This window comes from Herpetosiphon giganteus (genome assembly GCF_016907925.1).
Classification (GTDB): Bacteria; Chloroflexota; Chloroflexia; order Chloroflexales; family Herpetosiphonaceae; genus Herpetosiphon; species Herpetosiphon giganteus.
In genome coordinates this window covers 64,227-81,703 of the sequence record NZ_JAFBCZ010000004.1, presented here as the reverse complement: position 1 = coordinate 81,703, position 17,477 = coordinate 64,227, and the positions used below count along the sequence as shown (strand labels likewise).

The following is a 17,477-nucleotide window of genomic DNA, read 5'->3' as shown; positions in this document are numbered from 1 at the left end:
TTGCAGCAATTCCCCGTTCTTTTTGCAGAAGGAGCGCAACGATGCGAAATGTTCAATTACGCATTCTATTGCTTGTTGGGCTGATAGCCGGTTTAAGTGGCGGATTAGGGCTGAGCCGACCGGCAGTTCATGCTGTACCAAGCGCAACCAGCCAGCTTCAGCCGCCACCAGCCAGAGTTGCGGTGACGACCCGTAGTTTTGATAATGCCCGCACTGGAACGACCGCCGCCGAGCAATTGCTTGCGCCAACCAATGTTGTCTCAAATACGTTTGGTAAATTGTTTAGCCGCACGGTTGATGGCCAGATTTATGCCCAACCCTTGTATGTACCAGATCTCACAATACCTGGGGTTGGGGTGCGCAATGTGGTGTTGGTGGCAACTCAGAAGAACAATGTTTATGCGTTTGATGCTGATGATCCAGCCATGAGCCAGCCGTTATGGTCGGTCAACCTTGGCCAATTTGCCACCAGCAGCCTGCGCGAATTTGGCACGCGCTACAATGGTGGCGTGTATCAAGATATTAAACCCTACGTTGGGATTACCGGCTCGCCAGTAATTGACCCTGCGACGAATACCCTCTACGTTGTGCCATTTATTCGTTTGGGAGCCTATCAATATCAGCATCGCATGGTCGCGATTAATATTTTAACTGGCGCAATTATTCAATCGACGAATATTCAAGGCTCAGTGCCAGGCGATGGCAACGATGCGAACCCTAACGATGGTTTGGTGGTGTTCGATAGCCGCCAGCATTTGCAACGATCGTCGTTATTGCTTGATGGCAATCGGGTGTATGTGGCGTTTGCAGGCTATGCAGATACCGATCCCTACCATGGCTGGGTTTTTGGCTACAACAAAACCACGCTCCAACGCGAATTAATCTACAACACAACCCCACAAAAAGAAGTTACTTCGCAGCCAAACGCTGCCAACGACGGCGAAGGCGGCATTTGGATGAGCGGCCAAGGCCTAACCAGCGACGGTCAAGGCAATTTGTATCTTTCGATTGGCAATGGTAGTTGGAACGCCAATTTGCCCAATGGCCGCGATTATGGCTCGTCGGTCAGCAAATTGAACATTAGCAACCCGCTTACGCCAACCGTCCAAACCTGGTTTACGCCCTATGATTACAAAACGCTCAACACCAACGATACCGACCTTGGCACAACTGGCGCAATCCTCATTCCGAACACGAATGTGATGATTGCAGGCAGCAAGGGCGGCAAAATCTATGTCTTCAATCGCAATGATATGGGCGGTTTAGGCGTTCAACAAGGCACAACAGGCTTTGATAAGCCTGTTTCAGGCAAGTTTTATCAAAGCTTCAAGCCCCACGGTGGCTCTGGCTTTCGTGGGATCTTTGGCTCGCCAGTGGTTTGGGCTGCTGGTGGCTCAACAGGCACACGTATGTTTGTGTGGCCAGTCAATTCGCCATTGAAGGCTTTTCAATTCAGCACCACTCAACCCTTGACCCCAAGCTTCATTACTACGCCTGTGGCAACCAGCACCTTACAAACGGTTCAGATGCCTGGTGGGGTGATGTCGTTGTCGTGGAATGGCACGAATGCCAATACGGGCATTGTTTGGGCAACCCATTCGACTGGCGGCAGCGCCAATACGACAACCCAGCCTGGTGTGCTGCGGGCGTATAATGCCTTGACCTTGCAAGAAACCTGGAATAGCAACCAAATTGCGAGCCGCGATGCGATGGGCAATTTGGCTAAATTTAACACGCCGTTGGTTGCTGATGGCAAAGTTATTGTTGGCACCTTCTCGGTTGATAGCATTACCAACACCGATAAATTGGTGGTGTATGGCCATTTGGCTCCGCGAATTGTGCGCGAACCAGTTGATACGACCGTTTCGTTTGGCCAAAATGCCAGCGTGAACGTGACCGCAACTGGAGCTGCCAACCTGAGCTATCAATGGTATAGCGGCGCAACTGGCGATACCAGCAACCCAATTGCTGGCGCAACATCGCCAACCCTGACCTTGAACAATGTGCAAACCAATCGTCAAGTTTGGGTGCGGGTTTCCAATGCACAAGGCAATGTGGCGAGTATTACCGCCAGCGTGATGGCGACGAATCTTCCAACCAATACCCCGACGAATACATTAACCCCAACCAATACCAGTACGCCAAGTAACACGCCAACCCCAAGTAACACCCCAACGATTACCAACACGCCAGTGGTGAGTCAATGGCGGGTTTGGTTGCCAATGACCATTCGAGGCCAATAATGTTGATTGATCGTCAATTGGCGGCTCAGCTTGAGGCTGCCGATGCGCATAATTTGCGCCACTACACAACCGCAGTTGGCCAGATTGTGCCCGCTAGCCAAGCGACTTGGGCCTTAATTGGCGATGCGACTGCCTGCTACACTGGCCCCGACTTGCCGATTAATCGGGCGGTTGGGGCTGGCAGCCAACAACAATGGGATGCTGCGCTTTTTGGCGAATTAGCAGCGTTTTATCATCAACGGCAGCTACCAGTGAGCCTTGAACTAACGCCATTTTGCGACCCTAGCCTGCAAGCTCTGTTGGCCTTGGGCAACTATCGAATTATTCGTTGGTGGAGTGTGCTGGCTTTTGACATGCTGCGTTATACCCCTTTTAGCCCAAGTAGTGTACAATCGCGCATAATCGCAGCTGAACAACGCCAACTCTGGGTTGAGGCAATGACTGAGCGTGGCCAGAGTAGCCCAATGGGCATTACGATGGCCAATGCAGCTGCTGCGCGCAGCGATAGCCAGCTTTTTGGGGCTTGGCTTGACGATGAGCTGATTGGCTGTGGTGCGCTCAGCATCAATGGCGAGGTTGCGACGCTGTTTTCAACCTTTGTTAGTCCAGCTTGGCGGCGACGTGGTGCTCAAACCAGCCTGATTGCCGCGCGTTTGGCTTATGCCCAGGCGCAGGGTTGTCGTTGGGCGACGGTATTGACCATCAGCAGCAGCGATTCGCAACGGATTGTAACGCGAGCCGGCTTTGGGCTTGCCTACAATAAAGTAACGCTAGAAGAGCAACGAGGATCGTAGACAATCTATCTAGGAGGAAGCTGCACATGTATCGTGTGGAATCGGTAGCGGAACGACAAACCTTGGCCGATCTTGGGCGAAGCAAATCGCTTGGGCGTGATCTTGCGCTGATTGTCGGGTTTAGTTTGTTTGTTGCCCTCACCGCTCAAATTGCTATTCCGTTGCCTTGGACCCCCGTGCCAATTACGGGCCAGACCTTGGGCGTGCTGTTGACGGGAGCGATTTTGGGGCCACGGCGTGGCGCTTTGGCAATTTTACTCTATCTGGTCGAAGGCTTGGCGGGCATGCCTGTGTTTGCTGGCATGACCAGTGGCATGGTGAAGTTGCTTGGCCCAACGGGCGGCTATCTGATGGCCTTGCCATTTGCTGCTACCTTGGTTGGCTGGCTAGCCCAACGCGGCTGGGATCGCCGAGTTCCAACGGCTTTAGCAATGTTTGGGTTTGGCAACCTAATCATTTATGCAATCGGGGCATCGTGGCTGAATATTTATAAAGATACCTTTGGCCAAATTAGCGTCATGTGGGCTGGGGTTTATCCCTTCTTGCTGGGCGATGCGCTGAAGATTGTGGTTGCCGCCTTGGTTTTGCCTGGGGCTTGGGCCTTATTCGGGCATAACGAACGCTAAGTTTCGGCAATTAAACAACAAACCGGCTGAATCTACTTCAGCCGGTTTGGCATTTAACGGCGGAACATGCCGAAAAAGCTGCTTTTTGGTTGGAGCTTGTGCATCAGCATCAGCCGATATTGGCCCCAATCGCCGGGATCGCGCTCGATGCGCAAATCGTAATGATGGTTGATATAGACTGGGCCATATTCGTTATTGGCCGATTGACTCAAGCCACGTTTGGAGCCTTCCTCTTTAAGTCGCTCGACGATTGGTGCAAGCTCTACGCCTTGCATCAAGATTTCACGCTTCACGTTCATCTCAAGAACTCCTTGGTTATTTGAATATGTAGATATGAATTGAAGAATGCCGTTGTAGTTTGTATCCTATCATGGTGTGCAAGAGCTATGCCAGAACCATTCGTCCTGCTCAACGATGGAAGGTAGTAAGAAGGATGAAGGATGAATTATGAGGGATGAAATAAAAGTCAGAAGTCAGAAGTCAAAAAGAGAATAGGGCTATTGGCTCGGGGCTATGGGCTTTGGGCAATTTGTGGCGAACATGAAGGATGAAGGATGAATTATGAGGGATGAAATAAAAATCAAAATTCAGAAGTCAAAAAGAACAAGGGGTCAGGGATCGGGGGTCAGGGATCGGCATTTAACGCAGAGACGCAGAGGAATTATGGCGATGGGCTGAAGGCTCTAGGCTATCAGGCATTTGTTGGTAACGTCAAAAGCACATAGCCCATAACCTCATCTTCGTGTTCTTTGTGTCCTTCGTGGATCAAAAAATTAACCTTCGCGATCTTCGCGGTTTCTGACCCTTCGTGGCTCAAAATCCTATGTTCTATGTTCTATGCTCTATGTTCTTTGCTCTTTACTCGTGCTGCGGGCCGCGTAGGGGAAGGCCTGCTGCTTGCAATTCTGCATGTTCTGCATCGCTAAACACCCGTGAACGAGTTAAAAAACGCACGCCTTCGGGAGCTTCGACCGAAAAGCCACTGCCGCGACCTTTAACCACATCGATTGTTAATTGGGTGTGTTGCCAATATTCAAATTGCGGCCCGCTGATATAAAACGGGCAACCAGCAATCTCGCCAAGATACACATCGTGCTGGCCAACCCGAAATTCTTTGCGCGGATAACACATGGGCGCGCTGCCATCGCAACAACCACCAGATTGATGAAACATGAGTGGCCCATGCAATTGGCTGAGTTTGTCAATTAAAGCTGTAGTTTGTTCGGTAGCAAGCACTCGTTCAACTGACATGATCTAGCTCCTTGTTGCGCTGGCAGCACTACCGCAAGCCCAAAACCTGCGGTAGTGCGCCGTTTGGAATTTAGAAGAAGCCCATTGGATTGGGATCGTAGCTGACCAACAAGTTTTTGACTTGTTGATAGTGATTGAGCATCATCTTATGGTTTTCGCGGCCAATCCCCGATTGTTTGTAACCACCAAAGGCAGCATGGGCAGGGTACAAGTGGTAGCAGTTAGTCCAGACGCGACCAGCTTGAATTGCCCGACCCATGCGATAGGCGGTATTCATATCGCGCGTCCACAATCCAGCGCCCAAGCCATACAACGTGTCGTTGGCAATGCTCAAGGCATCGTCAAAATCATCGAACGAGGTTACGGAAACTACCGGCCCGAAAATTTCTTCTTGGAAGATGCGCATGCGGTTGTTGCCAGCAAAGATCGTTGGCTGAATGTAATAGCCTTCGGCGAGGTCGCCGCTCATTTCAGCTTTGGCACCGCCAACCAAGGCCTTAGCACCTTCGTCGCGGCCAATCGCCAAGTAGGATAAGATTTTTTCGTATTGATCGTTTGAGGCTTGTGCGCCAACCATTGTGGCTGGATCAAGCGGGTTGCCCTGAACGCAGCGTTTGGTGCGCTCGACGGCGCGTTCTAAAAACTCACCATAAATTGATTTTTGAATTAATGCCCGTGATGGACAGGTACAAACTTCGCCTTGATTGAGCGCAAACATCGTAAAGCCTTCGAGTGCTTTATCAACAAAGGCATCTTGTTTGCTCAATACATCCTCAAAGAAGATATTGGGCGATTTGCCGCCAAGCTCCAACGTGACAGGAATAATATTTTCTGAGGCATATTGCATAATCAAGCGGCCTGTGGTGGTTTCGCCGGTAAAAGCAATTTTGGCAATCCGATTGCTGCTTGCCAAGGGCTTGCCAGCTTCGATACCAAAGCCATTAACCACATTCACCACACCTGGTGGCAGTAAATCGCCGATTAATTCCATCAAGACGAGAATTGTCGTGGGCGTTTGCTCGGCGGGCTTGAGCACAACGCAATTGCCAGCAGCCAGCGCTGGGGCCAATTTCCAGGTTGCCATCAAAATAGGGAAATTCCAAGGGATAATTTGGCCGACCACGCCCAATGGCTCGTAAAAATGGTAGGCAATCGTATTTTCATCGACGGTGGCGGCGGTGCCTTCTTGCGCGCGAATTGCCCCAGCGAAGTAGCGGAAGTGATCGATTGCCAGTGGCATGTCGGCGGCGAGCGTTTCGCGCACTGGCTTGCCATTTTCCCACGTTTCGGCGACTGCCAACATTTCAAGATTGGCTTCCATGCGGTCGGCAATCTTATTCAGAATGTTGGCTCGTTCTGCTGGTGAGGTTTTCCCCCAAGCAGCTTTGGCAGCGTGAGCCGCATCGAGCGCTTTTTCGATGTCTTCGGCGGTAGAACGTGGAACTTCACAGAACGGCTTGCCATTGACGGGGCTGATGTTTTCGAAATACATGCCCTTGACTGGCTCGACAAACTCGCCATTGATGTAGTTGCCATAACGCGACTTAAAACTGACCTTACTGCCCGGCTGATTGGGATTGGTGTAGACCACAGTGTCCTCCAATAGCATGTTTCAAGCTTGGGCCAACATGGGTGGGGGATGTTCCAAAACCAGAGGTGAAGCGTTTCCAACCGTCGTGTTCCTATCATATCACAAAAGGCGGGAGGAAAGAACATAGAGCAAAGAACATAGAACATAAGGGGCAGGGATAGAGAATCGGGATTTAACGCAGAAGCACAGAGCGAAGGATGAAGGATGAGGGAGGAATTATGAGGGCTAAAAGTCAAAAGTCAAAAGTCAGAAGGCAAAAAATAAGGCTATAGGCTATTGGTTTTAAGTTAACATAATCTGTGGAATCTGTGGCGAACATATAAGGATGAAGGATGATGGAGGAAAGGCCCTTGGCTGATGGCTATCGGGGTGTTGCGGTTCTTTGATGGATGGGCTTTTAACGCAGAAGCGCAGAGCATTTATGGCTTTGGGCTTTGGGCTATTGGAACATCATCACAATAATCTGTGCAATCTGTGGCTAAAAAACGTGCTTCGTGCCCTTCGTGCGCTTCGCGGTTTCCAAACTTCCTATGTTCTATGCTCTCTGCTCTCTGTTCTAGCTTCAGCCAAAATATGGTAGAGCTGGCTAATCGCTTCTTTGCGGCGGCGATAATATTCGCTTTTCGAGAGGTGTAAGTGCTCTGCTTGGGCTTGCGGAGCCTGTAAATGCACAAATTCGCCCTCTAAAATCGCCAAGGTTTCCAACACATTCAATTGCATCGCCTCCCGAATAACCGTAGCAATTTTGGCTTGGGTTTGCAGCCCACGTTGATAATCACTAGCGCTATGCGGAAATAAATATTTAGCCAAATGGCTTGCTCCAAGCCCGACCAAGCCTTGCCGATGCAGCTGAAGCAGCGCTTTAGTCAGGTCTTCTTCGTTCAAGGCTGGGCTTGGCGTTGGTGCAAGCAGCCGCAGCCGCAAAATATTCAGCAAGGCTTGGCTGCCAATTGGCGCTTGTTGGCTGCTTGCTGCCAGCGCTTGCTCGATTCGTTGGGCCAAATCTGGCGTGGCTGGTTTTTCAAGCACCGCATCGCAACCAAAGGCAATTGCCGTTTGATGAACTTCGCTAGCACTCAACGCGGTCAAGGCTACGATTGCTACCTTGGGCAAACTGCCATTGGCGATTTGAATTTGCAATTGCAAAGCCAGATTTGCCCCAGCCAACGACGATGCAACCACCTGCTGAATCGCTGGATCGTTGGGCAAATTGAGGTCGAGCAGCAACAGAATTTGGCTTGGCTGATAGCTCGTCAAGGCTTGCTGCAATTGCTCGGTCGCTTGTTTGCTCGAACGTGCCAAACTGGTTTGATAGCCAGCTGCTTGGAGATAGCGCGCTGCCAGTTGGCGATCGACCGCGAGATCATCAACAATAATGCAATACTTGCTCATTCAACACCCTGTGGAAACCGCATGTGCAGCGTGCAGCCAATTGCTGAATCGAGCACGTGCAAGGTTGCTGCTGCTTGCGTGAGCATTTGTTGCACTTGCTTCAAGCCCAAGCCTTGGCTAATCGGGCTGAAATCGCCACGATTAAGCGCTGCGCGTAAATCTGGATGCATTCCAGCACCATCATCGCTGATTTCAAGCACCAAAGAGCCGTTGTGCTGAAAACTGCGAATAATAACCTGCTGTTGGCAACGGCTCAAACTATTATCAAGCAGATTAAACAGCGCCCGCTCAAATTGCTCACGATCGGCCATAATCTGGCTGCCAGCAGCGATTTCGAGGCTTACATTGGCAAGAGGTTCGGTATAGTAGGCCACCAAGCCGTTGATTGCTGGTTGGAGTTGATTCAAACATTGCTGAAGGTCGATGCTGGTCAGGTTGGCGCGTTGGGTTGCTAATTGATGGCGTGCTTGATCGAGCAAATTGTTGAGTTGGCGTTCGACCCGTTGGGTTGCTGCCAAGGCTGGCTGGATTGTGGGGCTGGTTGCTGGTTGCTCGAAGGCTAGATGTTGTAGCAAGCCTTGGACGCTTTTGAGGGGCTGGCGCAAATCGTGTTTGAGCAAACTAAGCTGTTGGACATGCTGCTGCAAATCGTGAAGTTGTTGCTGCATGCTGGTTCGTTGCTCTACCAACTGGGCCGTTTGGAAATGTTGCTGGCTGGCATAGCGCAAGGTTTGGCGCGAAACGAGGCCAATTGCGCTGCACATCAATACAATGCTCAGCACAACAATAATTACTAATACCCATTCGTTGAAGATAATTAAGTGGCCTGCTGCTAGATAATTCAGGCCGATCAAGCCACTGCTATAGCCCAAAACCTGCCAAAATGGCATGACGACTGCAAAACCACAGACTGCAAATAATTCAAAAATAAGCACATTCGGCGAACGCATGGCGTAGGCCAACGCTGAATTATGGATAATTGCAATCAGCATGCTTGCATGCCAAGCCCAATTAATCTGTTTACGCCGCAGCAACCACCAAACCAGCAACGGATTGAGCAGACTGCGAGCGAGGTGTAAGCCAAAAACTCCCAACGATTGCTGTTGATTGATCACATCCAAGCCAAGCACAAGGGTAAATGGCAACGCCAGCACACACGCTAGCAGCGTAATGAGCTTAATCAGCCGCCGCTTATGATGCACAAGCAATTGCTGATAGTGCTGCTGAATTTGTGGCTCGTCAAGGCTTGGCTGAATCATAACCAAGTCGCGATTTAAGCAAGGTTACCATTGCATGATAATCGTAATCAAACAGCCAACCAAAACAGCAAAACAGCATAAAGCTATTGAGCAAGCTACTTACGATTAATGCTGCTAGCTCAAATGGCAGCAAATAGGCCATAATCCTATGCAAAAAATCAATGCAACCTACGATTAATAGCCCAATTAGCCCAAATACGAGCAGCTTGAACAATCCTTGTGGGCAAAAATTATACATCAAGATCCACGCAGTTAATAGCGCAACCACAGCATGAATTAGCCATTGATGACTCAGCATTGGCTTACCAACGTTCGATCATTAATTGCAGCACCAAACAGCTAAATAGCCCTAGCCCGCAACCTAAGCCAATGATGATCATGGGCCAAAAAAGCCGTTTAGCCTCAGGATCAAACTTCAACACCATTCACTCCTCGACTAGCTCCTCAGCGCTTTACTCAACCCTAGTTTACTCACGTTTGGTTGAATTGGGTTAAACTTTTTCCCAGTTTTTTCCCAAGCTAAATCGCTAAAATGCTAGCTGGGCTAGGCACCAAATCGCGGCTAACCACGCGCTCGTTAGCGCGATCGGGGGCTAGAATATCGATCGGTTCTTGAGGTTCGAGCTTATTTTCAGGCCCAGTCGTAAACCACGGTGTGATCCGCAAGCGCCAGCCATTCAGGGTTTCATCGACATTAAAGGTCAGCAAGCTTTGCAAAAGTGGCGCACGATCGTGGTTCAGCGCATTGGTGTAGCCAAGATTGAGGATGTTTGGCTCTTGGCCAACCAGCCAGCGCCGCAAGCCCCAAACTTGATTTTCGACCTCGATTTTGCCGTTGAATTTGGCTCGCAATTGTTGGGCGGTGGGGAAAACTTCGCGCAACATCACCTGATCAACAATTTCTTGATCATCGTCGCGATAGACAAAGCGCGATTCCAAGGGGGTCATGCCGCTGGGCGTGTGCCAATGTAAATCAACTGGCTTGCTGAGGTACGCGCCACCACCGCCATTGACAAAGTGGTGAGCGATGTGTTGGGTTCCGCGCAAGGTGATATAGCGTGATTCGTAGTGTTGGTAGGCGTGGGTATCGCCGCCAATAACCACGTGGGTTTCATAGCGCCGCAAAAGCTCGTACAACTGGCGCATTCCAGGGTGATCGGCAAAGGCTCCATTGACATACAATGGCTCGCTGAGCACAACCGCGATGATTTTTTGCTGATTGAAGGCCGCTAGCAAGCAACTTTCTAACCATTCCAATTGAATCGCATCGACATTGCCAATGCAGCCTGTATCGACCGCCAGCAAGACAAATGGTACAGGATCGAAGCTTAATTCAAAAAATGGCAAGCGTTGCTGGGTTTGGGGTTCGTTGAGGTCGCCACCAAGCTTGGTTAGCCCGTAGCGCTCGCGCAAACTGCGCACTTCGTTCCAGCGCAATTGGCCCCATGGATAGCCATAGCGCGCCCAAGGCCCCGTTTTGAGCGCTTTGGCCCATTGTTGAAGCTGTGGGTCGCGGCTATCGACGTGGGCGGCAGCATAACCAAAATTCAGCATCAAGCCTTTTAAATCGTTGTACCAATCGTGATTCCCCGCCAAGCCGTAGATCAAGGGTGGCGTTTCGCTTTGGCTGGCATAAGGTCGATAGAGCGTGCGCTCATAATCCATCAACTCGCCAGCTGGGTACACAATATCCGAGCTAAGAATGGTAAAGGTTGGGTAGGCAGGATTGGCCGGGCCTTGTTGGGCGAGGCGGCTATCTTCACTGACAATTGGTGGGGCAATCTGCGATTCGTCGCCCTCGCCCGGGTCGCCAATTACGGCAAAGGTAAAGCCGCGTTGCGGGTTTTGCACAGGTTTGATTCGCGCAGCTTTGGCTACATCGCGCGCAGCTTTGCTACCCACAATATGCTCGATATAGGCCATGCGCACAGTATCAGCCAAATCGCTCTCGGCCCATGGTGGCACACCCCAACGCGGCATTAACGTATATTTCAAATGCGGCAACAAAGTGCGCCAATTCGGTGGGTCAATCCACGAGAAGCTGCCACTTTTGAGCAAGCGCCGCACTAGGTAGAAGCCCAAATAATAAATTGTCAGCAAAACAGATAAGGTTGCCAGCAATTCAACCCAATTTTTTATCGCATCAATAAAGCGCGTTTCGCTATCCAAGATGCGGGCTGGCACCAACAACAGCTCTAAAATAATGGCAATCCCGCTGACCGTGAGCAGCACCATACATAAAAATTGCACCACCAGCAACACCCCGCCGATATAGCTTGATGGTGAGCGATCGCCAGCCCGCAAGCGGCGACGTAGCTCGCGATAGAGCGTTAGCAAGCCCATAATGGCCAAGGAGCTAGCAATCACTGTGCGTAGTTGCGGAAAGGGCAGCAAGGCCAAAGTAAGCATGGTTGTGCTGACCGCAAAGACTTTAATCAGCAACAACGCCGCGCCAGCAAGCTCCATCATCATAATTCTGCGATGCGCCCAGTGTGAGGTTTCGATCCAAATTAAACTAAGTACTAAGATGGTTGTGATGATCAAATAGGTGCGGGCCGAGCTAGGCATGCCCAACGCCACCAAATAATCAGCAATTGTTCCAAGTAGCATAATTCACCTCATCACAACCCATTTTGGGGAAAGATTCGATTGATTCAAGTATCCCTGCTTGGGCTGATTTTTCCAAGCAGGGATGATTGCAATTGACTAACAAACTTAGCGCGATTGTTGTTTGGCGAGGCGTTCGTTGCCACGTTTGAAGTTGCCAGTGATTTTGGCCATCACCAGCTGGGCGGCCTCGCCTTCAAGGTCGGCGATGTTGGCGAGAAAACGCTGGGCTTTGGGGCCGCTCAAAATCATCACTTGTTTGCCATACCAGCTAATAAAAACTTTACCAGCTTTGTTGACGGAATAATCGAAGGCTTCGGCTTCGACGGCGTTGAGTTTGCGTGGGGCTGGTTCTGCGTTCGCTTCTAGATCAAATGCTTCTGGCTCGGTTGGTTCGCTCAAGGTTGGCGACTCCTTCGCAAAAAAATTAGCGTCGGCGCACTTCGGGCGGAATTGCCGCAAGCCAACCAATCTGAACCACTGCCCATAAGCCCAATAGAATTGCTTCGGCTGCATCGTGGCGCAATGAGGTGGGGCGTGGTGCATCCGACCATTCGATAACGCGGCGGGCTAGTTCATCGGCAACGGCTTTGGCTTGCTCTCCAGTGCGTTGCTCACGAGCATATAACAAGGTTGCACGCCAGACCTCAGCACTTGTACGGATCAACTCTAGGTCGCGGCGGGTAGCTTCGCGCTCCCAAACATCAGCAATTTGGCCGCCGCCTTCAAGCACCAACACGCTTAAATCGCTCATTTCGGCCAATTGGCCACTGCTGCCTTTGCGCAAACGTGCCAACGAGCCATAGTTATGCGAACGATACCACACCAGTTTGCCTTCGCGGTTGTAGCATGCAAATCCGGTGCGAATGCCTAAATCAACCGCGAGTAAACTCATTAGCGTTCTCCAAAACTATCGCCACGCTGCGGGTTGCTCAGCTCTTGATTGTAGGCATCAAGCCCGCCAATCGCCCGTTGCAAATGGCCATCGGCCTCTTGCAAGCGCAAAGCAGCGCGGTTCGCAATTGCTACGTTATAGTTGGTATAGTATTCCAAAATATCATCAAACGCAGCTTGTTCTAATTGCAGGCCTTGTTTGTATTCGTCGTGAATTTCGGCCAAAATATCGGGCGCTTTGATGCGCTCCAAATCGGTGTAGGCTTGGCGCACAACATCGCGATAGCGTTTGGCGGCTTCAATTTGCTCGGTTGCCACAGTCGATCGATCGCTGGTTTCGCGATAGCTGGTCGCTGCTTGATCGAGGCGCTGGCGAATTTCGCCAACTTGGCTCAAATACCGCAATAGCTCTGCTTGATTAATTTCCGAGGCCGCAACCACTGCCTGTGCATCAGGTTGATTGGGGTTGGCTAGCTCGAGAATTGGCGTGACTTCTGGCAAGGGTTGAGCTTTGGCCACTGCCAGCATCACCCCAGTAAAGCTAATTGCCAAAATTAAGGCAACCAAGGACGCTACACGCACCACTTTGCCGCTGCGTTCAGAATCGCGCCATTCTTGCCACCACGCTTTTTCAACCGCTGGAGCCGCTTCTGCCGCTCGCTCCTCGACGGTGGGAATGCTAATTTGCTGCAAGGCGCTTGGTGGCTTAGGCGTGGTAATGCTGGCAGCTTTGGTTTGCTGTTGCTGCTGAATCCAGGCTAAGCCTTTGCGAGCTTGTTGATTGTCGGGGTTGATTTTGAGCGCCGATTGCAAACAAAATTCTACGTCACGCTGCTCGTCGAGCACCCCGCTAAGCCAAAGCCAAGCCTGCTCATGGCGTGGATCAAGCTGAACTGCCTTGGTCAACAAACCAGCAGCAATCCGGCGTTGACCGCCGCGCGCCGCCGCCAAACCACGCTCATACAAGCGCTGCGCCTCAACACTGTAGGTTGTAATGCCTTGTTCCATAATCCTCTGTAGGGATGAAGGATGAAGTATGAGGGATGAACTTTATCCTTCAAGATTAATAGATTGAGAAATAATGGAGAAGGAATAAGCTTAACCGAAGTTTTCATCCTTCATAGCTCATCCTTCATCCTTCGCTTAATGGCCTGGAATATAGCGATTGATTGAGCGTTGTACGATCAACGGATCTTGCTTTAACGATTCGCGAATGTAAGTCCAGTTTTGGGGATCTTCGCTGCCCAAGCGCCAAATTGCAATCCCAGCTAAATCATTTTCGCGAATCATCTCCATTTTGGCGGTCAGCGAACGATAATTCGAAAACCAGACCGTTCGTCCAGCGTAGCTAAATGTTGATTCTTGCACTTGCTGGCCGCCATCTTCTTCGACCAAGCGAATTTGAGGCTGGTAGGCTGCCTTAATTTCTTCGACCTCGGTATAGGTGCGGGCAATGCCAAAGCCGCCATTATTTGGCCAATCGTAGGCATAAAACGAAATGCCAATTTGAATTTTGCTGGGGTCGACTTGGGTTTTGGCATATTCGGCAACTGCTTTAACCCAGAACATCGGCGCAATTGGGCCTGGTTCTGAGCCACGCCAGCTATAATCGTAGGTCATAATCCGCAAGCGATCGACCACTTTGCCCAAATCGGCATAGTTTTGGTAATCGGGGCGGCCTGTGTGGGCATGCACCGCTACAGTCAGCAGTTTATTTTCTGCATGCAGCGCAGCGCCCAATTCAGTCATAAAGGCGGTAAATTCATCTTCATAATCAAGCGAAAGCGATTCATAATCAATGTCGATGCCATCGTAGCCATAGGCGCGCACTTCTTCCATAATAATTTTGATGTGGTTGGTGCGGCTTTCTGGTGTAGCCAAGGCCACTGAAGCAGCTTCCAAATCTTCAATATTATGAATGGTTGGAATGATCAGCACATTATTTTCTTTGGCAATTTGCACCAATTCTGCATCGCGCGAGCCAATATCGGCGATCAGTGTGCCATCGGGTCGCACGCCATACCAAAATGGGCTGACCTCATCGAGAATATCTTTATTGGCCTCGAAGGTAGCGCGAGCAGCTTCTGCATCAAACGAGGTTGGCAGCCAAGCAGCGACATAGCGGCCAGTTTTGGGGTGCACGCCGCGCACATCGTTGGCGCTCGCAGGCAGCTCAGAGCCACCTTGGCCATCGGCAACCGTGTTTGGTAACGGCTGCAAGGTTGGCGCAACGAAGGTCGGCATCGGCAGGGCGGTTGATGTTGGGCGGGGTAGCAGGGCTTGGGCGGCGGCATCGGCGGCGCGGCTATGTTTGATTCGTAAATCAATAAACTGCCAGAGAAAGACGATCCAAACCAAAATCCCGATTGCCACTGCCCCACGAAAAAGATGACGAAACATAACAATTCACTCGATCAAAGAAATGCTCAGCAAAAGACCAACCAAAGTATAACCGATTAAACATGGCTTTCCAAGAAAAGCTAGATTAAAGGCAGAAGAACAGAGAACAAAGAGCATAGAACATAGCTGTAATGGTTCATTGGCTTGGCAACCAAGGACATGCCCTCACCCCCCAGCCCCTCTCCCACTGAACGCGGGCGAGGGGAGCACTGATTCAGCGGTTCCCCCTCGCCTCGCGGGCGGGAGAGGGGGCTAGGGGGTGAGGGGATCAGGCGGTAGTTAACCGCATGTACCATTACATATAGCCAAAAGCCAAAAGCCAATAGCCCTGACCCCTCGTCAGTTTTGACACGAACCGATCATCAAGGCTACAATTGAACCAGACCTCGCACTTGTCCCGCCGCTTGTGAGTAATAATTAGGAGGCATCTCAATGACTGAGAATGCTGCGCCAACAACTGTTGGGCAATTTTCGGCAAGCAACGCCGCTGAATCAGCACTCTACTACCCACCTGCTGCCTTAGTTGAAAACTCGAACGTGATGGCCTACGCCCGCGAAAAGGGCTTCGCCGATGCCGAAGCTATGCGTCAATGGTCGATTGATAACTATCAGGAATTCTGGGCCGACATGGCAACCCGCCTTGTCGATTGGTATGTGCCGTTTAGCAAGGTGCTCGACGATAGCAAAGCGCCCTTCTATCAATGGTTCAACGATGGCAAAATCAATATCGTTCACAATGCGCTTGATCGCCACGTTAAAACCTGGCGCAAAAACAAGTTGGCCTTGATTTGGGAAAGCGAAAAGGGCGATAACAAAACCTATAGCTATTGGCAATTGTTCAAGCGCGTTAACAAATTTGCCAATGTGCTCAAATCAATGGGTGTTAAAAAAGGCGATACGGTCACAATTTATCTGCCACGGATTCCCGAAATTGTGATTGCAATGCTGGCATGTGCCAAAATTGGTGCGATGCACAGTGTCGTCTATGGTGGTTTTAGCGTCGAAGCGCTGCAAACCCGCATCCAAGATGCGCAATCGCGGGTGGTGATTACTGCCGACGGCGGCTATATGAACGGCAAAGTTATTGAGCTGAAGAAGATTACCGACGATGCGATTAAGCACTCGCCAGTTGTCGAAATTGTGATTGTGGTCAAACGCACTGGCCACGAGGTCGAAATGCAGCAAGGCCGCGATTTGTGGTACGAGGAATTGATGGCGCTGCCAATCGCCTCGCCCAAGTGCGAAACCGAGCAACTTGATGCAGAACATCCTTTGTATATGCTCTATACCTCGGGCACGACCGGCACGCCCAAGGGCTTGGTGCATACCCATGGTGGCTATCAAGTTGGGGTTGCAACCACGCTCCACTTTAATCTTGACATAAAAGAAGATGATGTCTATTGGTGTGCCGCTGATCCCGGCTGGGTAACTGGCCACTCCTACATTGTTTATGGCCCGTTGATGCTTGGCGCAACCCAAGTGATGTACGAAGGCGCGCCAACCTTCCCCTTCCCCAATCGCTGGTGGAATATCGTCGAGCGCTATGGCGTGACCGTGCTCTACACCGCGCCAACTGCAATTCGCGGCTTGATGCGCTTTGGCGAGGCTTGGCCCAATCGTCATGATCTGAGTTCGTTGCGCTTGCTTGGCTCAGTTGGCGAGCCAATTAATCCCGAAGCATGGCGCTGGTATCATCGGGTAATTGGCCGCAACAATTGCCCAATTATGGATACATGGTGGCAAACAGAAACCGGCAGTATGATGATTACGCCCAATCCAACCACGCCACTCAAGCCAGGCTCCGGCACGCGTTCATCGTTTGGCATCGATGCTGATGTAGTTAACGAGCAAGGCGAGCATGCCAGCGACGATGAAGATGGCTTGTTGATTATTCGCAATCCATGGCCTTCGATGTTGCGCACGATCTACAACAATCCTGATCGCTATATCGAACAATATTGGAGCCGCATTCCAGGCGTATACACCGCTGGCGATTCTGCGCGCAAAGACGAAGATGGCTATTTCTGGGTCATTGGTCGGATCGACGATGTGATCAAGGTTTCGGGCTATCGGCTTGGTACTGCTGAAGTCGAATCGGCTTTGGTTTCGCATCCTTCAGTTGCCGAAGCTGCTGCGATTGGCCTGCCGCACGAAGTTAAGGGCAACGCCATCCACACCTACGTGATACTCAAAAATGGCTATGAAGCCAATCAAGATCTTGAAGATACCTTGATTGCCCACGTTGGCAAGATGATGGGGCCAATTGCGCGGCCCGAAAATGTGCAATTTGTGGCCAGCTTGCCGAAAACCCGCTCAGGCAAGATTATGCGCCGCGTGCTCAAAGCCCGAGCCTTGGGCTTGCCCGAAGGCGATTTAAGCACCCTCGAACAATAAAAAATAAACCAGCCCGTGATTCTCTT

General features: G+C 50.8%; 15 protein-coding genes. 4 read left to right on the top strand and 11 right to left on the bottom strand.

The window, feature by feature from the left end; translation table 11 throughout:
• Positions 1–41: 41 nt before the first annotated feature.
• Genes JOD20_RS04760 through JOD20_RS04750 form a run of 3 tightly spaced genes read left to right on the top strand, consistent with a single transcriptional unit; the run spans position 42 to position 3,663 of the window.
• Entirely contained in the window at positions 42–2,243 is a 2,202-nt protein-coding gene (locus JOD20_RS04760; RefSeq protein WP_204754165.1) for a hypothetical protein, read from the top strand.
• Positions 2,243–3,037, top strand: a complete 795-nt coding sequence (locus tag JOD20_RS04755) for a GNAT family N-acetyltransferase (RefSeq protein WP_204754164.1) — start codon at positions 2,243–2,245, stop codon at positions 3,035–3,037. The genes JOD20_RS04760 and JOD20_RS04755 overlap by 1 nt, the downstream gene beginning before the upstream one ends.
• A 26-nt stretch (positions 3,038–3,063) precedes the next feature.
• Positions 3,064–3,663, top strand: coding sequence for a biotin transporter BioY (locus tag JOD20_RS04750; RefSeq protein WP_204754163.1), 600 nt, complete (start codon positions 3,064–3,066; stop codon positions 3,661–3,663).
• Positions 3,664–3,716: 53 nt separating this feature from the next.
• Here JOD20_RS04750 and JOD20_RS04745 read toward each other — a convergent pair whose 3' ends face one another.
• From JOD20_RS04745 to JOD20_RS04695, 11 genes are all read right to left on the bottom strand, one after another.
• Entirely contained in the window at positions 3,717–3,962 is a 246-nt protein-coding gene (locus tag JOD20_RS04745; protein ID WP_110513969.1) for a hypothetical protein, read from the bottom strand.
• A 559-nt stretch (positions 3,963–4,521) separates the two neighbouring features.
• Positions 4,522–4,914, bottom strand: coding sequence for a DUF779 domain-containing protein (locus JOD20_RS04740; protein WP_204754162.1), 393 nt, complete (start codon positions 4,912–4,914; stop codon positions 4,522–4,524).
• A gap of 70 nt (positions 4,915–4,984) precedes the next feature.
• Positions 4,985–6,505 carry an acetaldehyde dehydrogenase ExaC gene (gene exaC, locus JOD20_RS04735; protein WP_110513971.1) on the bottom strand — a complete coding sequence of 507 codons (1,521 nt, stop codon included), beginning with the start codon at positions 6,503–6,505 and terminating at the stop codon, positions 4,985–4,987.
• Between the two features lie 528 nt (positions 6,506–7,033).
• On the bottom strand, positions 7,034–7,897 hold the full coding sequence (locus JOD20_RS04730) for a response regulator (RefSeq protein ID WP_204754161.1): 864 nt from the start codon (positions 7,895–7,897) through the stop codon (positions 7,034–7,036).
• The gene (locus JOD20_RS04725; protein ID WP_204754160.1) at positions 7,894–9,156 is read right to left on the bottom strand and encodes a sensor histidine kinase; all 1,263 of its coding nucleotides are present in this window, start codon (positions 9,154–9,156) and stop codon (positions 7,894–7,896) included. The genes JOD20_RS04730 and JOD20_RS04725 overlap by 4 nt, the downstream gene beginning before the upstream one ends.
• Positions 9,137–9,454 (bottom strand): hypothetical protein, encoded by a 318-nt coding sequence (locus JOD20_RS04720; protein WP_204754159.1) that lies wholly within the window; start codon positions 9,452–9,454, stop codon positions 9,137–9,139. Before JOD20_RS04720 ends, JOD20_RS04725 begins: the two co-directional genes overlap by 20 nt.
• Positions 9,455–9,675: 221 nt before the next feature.
• Positions 9,676–11,766: a metallophosphoesterase gene (locus JOD20_RS04715; protein ID WP_204754158.1), complete on the bottom strand. Its 2,091-nt coding sequence runs from the start codon at positions 11,764–11,766 to the stop codon at positions 9,676–9,678.
• Positions 11,767–11,871: 105 nt separating this feature from the next.
• Positions 11,872–12,165, bottom strand: coding sequence for a hypothetical protein (locus JOD20_RS04710; RefSeq protein ID WP_204754157.1), 294 nt, complete (start codon positions 12,163–12,165; stop codon positions 11,872–11,874).
• A 25-nt stretch (positions 12,166–12,190) separates the two neighbouring features.
• On the bottom strand, positions 12,191–12,658 hold the full coding sequence (locus tag JOD20_RS04705; protein ID WP_204754156.1) for a hypothetical protein: 468 nt from the start codon (positions 12,656–12,658) through the stop codon (positions 12,191–12,193).
• A complete protein-coding gene (locus JOD20_RS04700; RefSeq protein WP_204754155.1) occupies positions 12,658–13,665 on the bottom strand; it encodes a hypothetical protein in 1,008 nt (335 codons plus the stop codon). The genes JOD20_RS04705 and JOD20_RS04700 overlap by 1 nt, the downstream gene beginning before the upstream one ends.
• A gap of 135 nt (positions 13,666–13,800) precedes the next feature.
• Positions 13,801–15,057, bottom strand: a complete 1,257-nt coding sequence (locus JOD20_RS04695) for a glycosyl hydrolase family 18 protein (RefSeq protein WP_204754154.1) — start codon at positions 15,055–15,057, stop codon at positions 13,801–13,803.
• Between the two features lie 432 nt (positions 15,058–15,489).
• Between JOD20_RS04695 and acs the strand changes: the two genes are divergently transcribed.
• Positions 15,490–17,451, top strand: coding sequence for an acetate--CoA ligase (gene acs / locus JOD20_RS04690; RefSeq protein ID WP_204754153.1), 1,962 nt, complete (start codon positions 15,490–15,492; stop codon positions 17,449–17,451).
• The last annotated feature ends 26 nt before the right edge of the window (positions 17,452–17,477 follow it).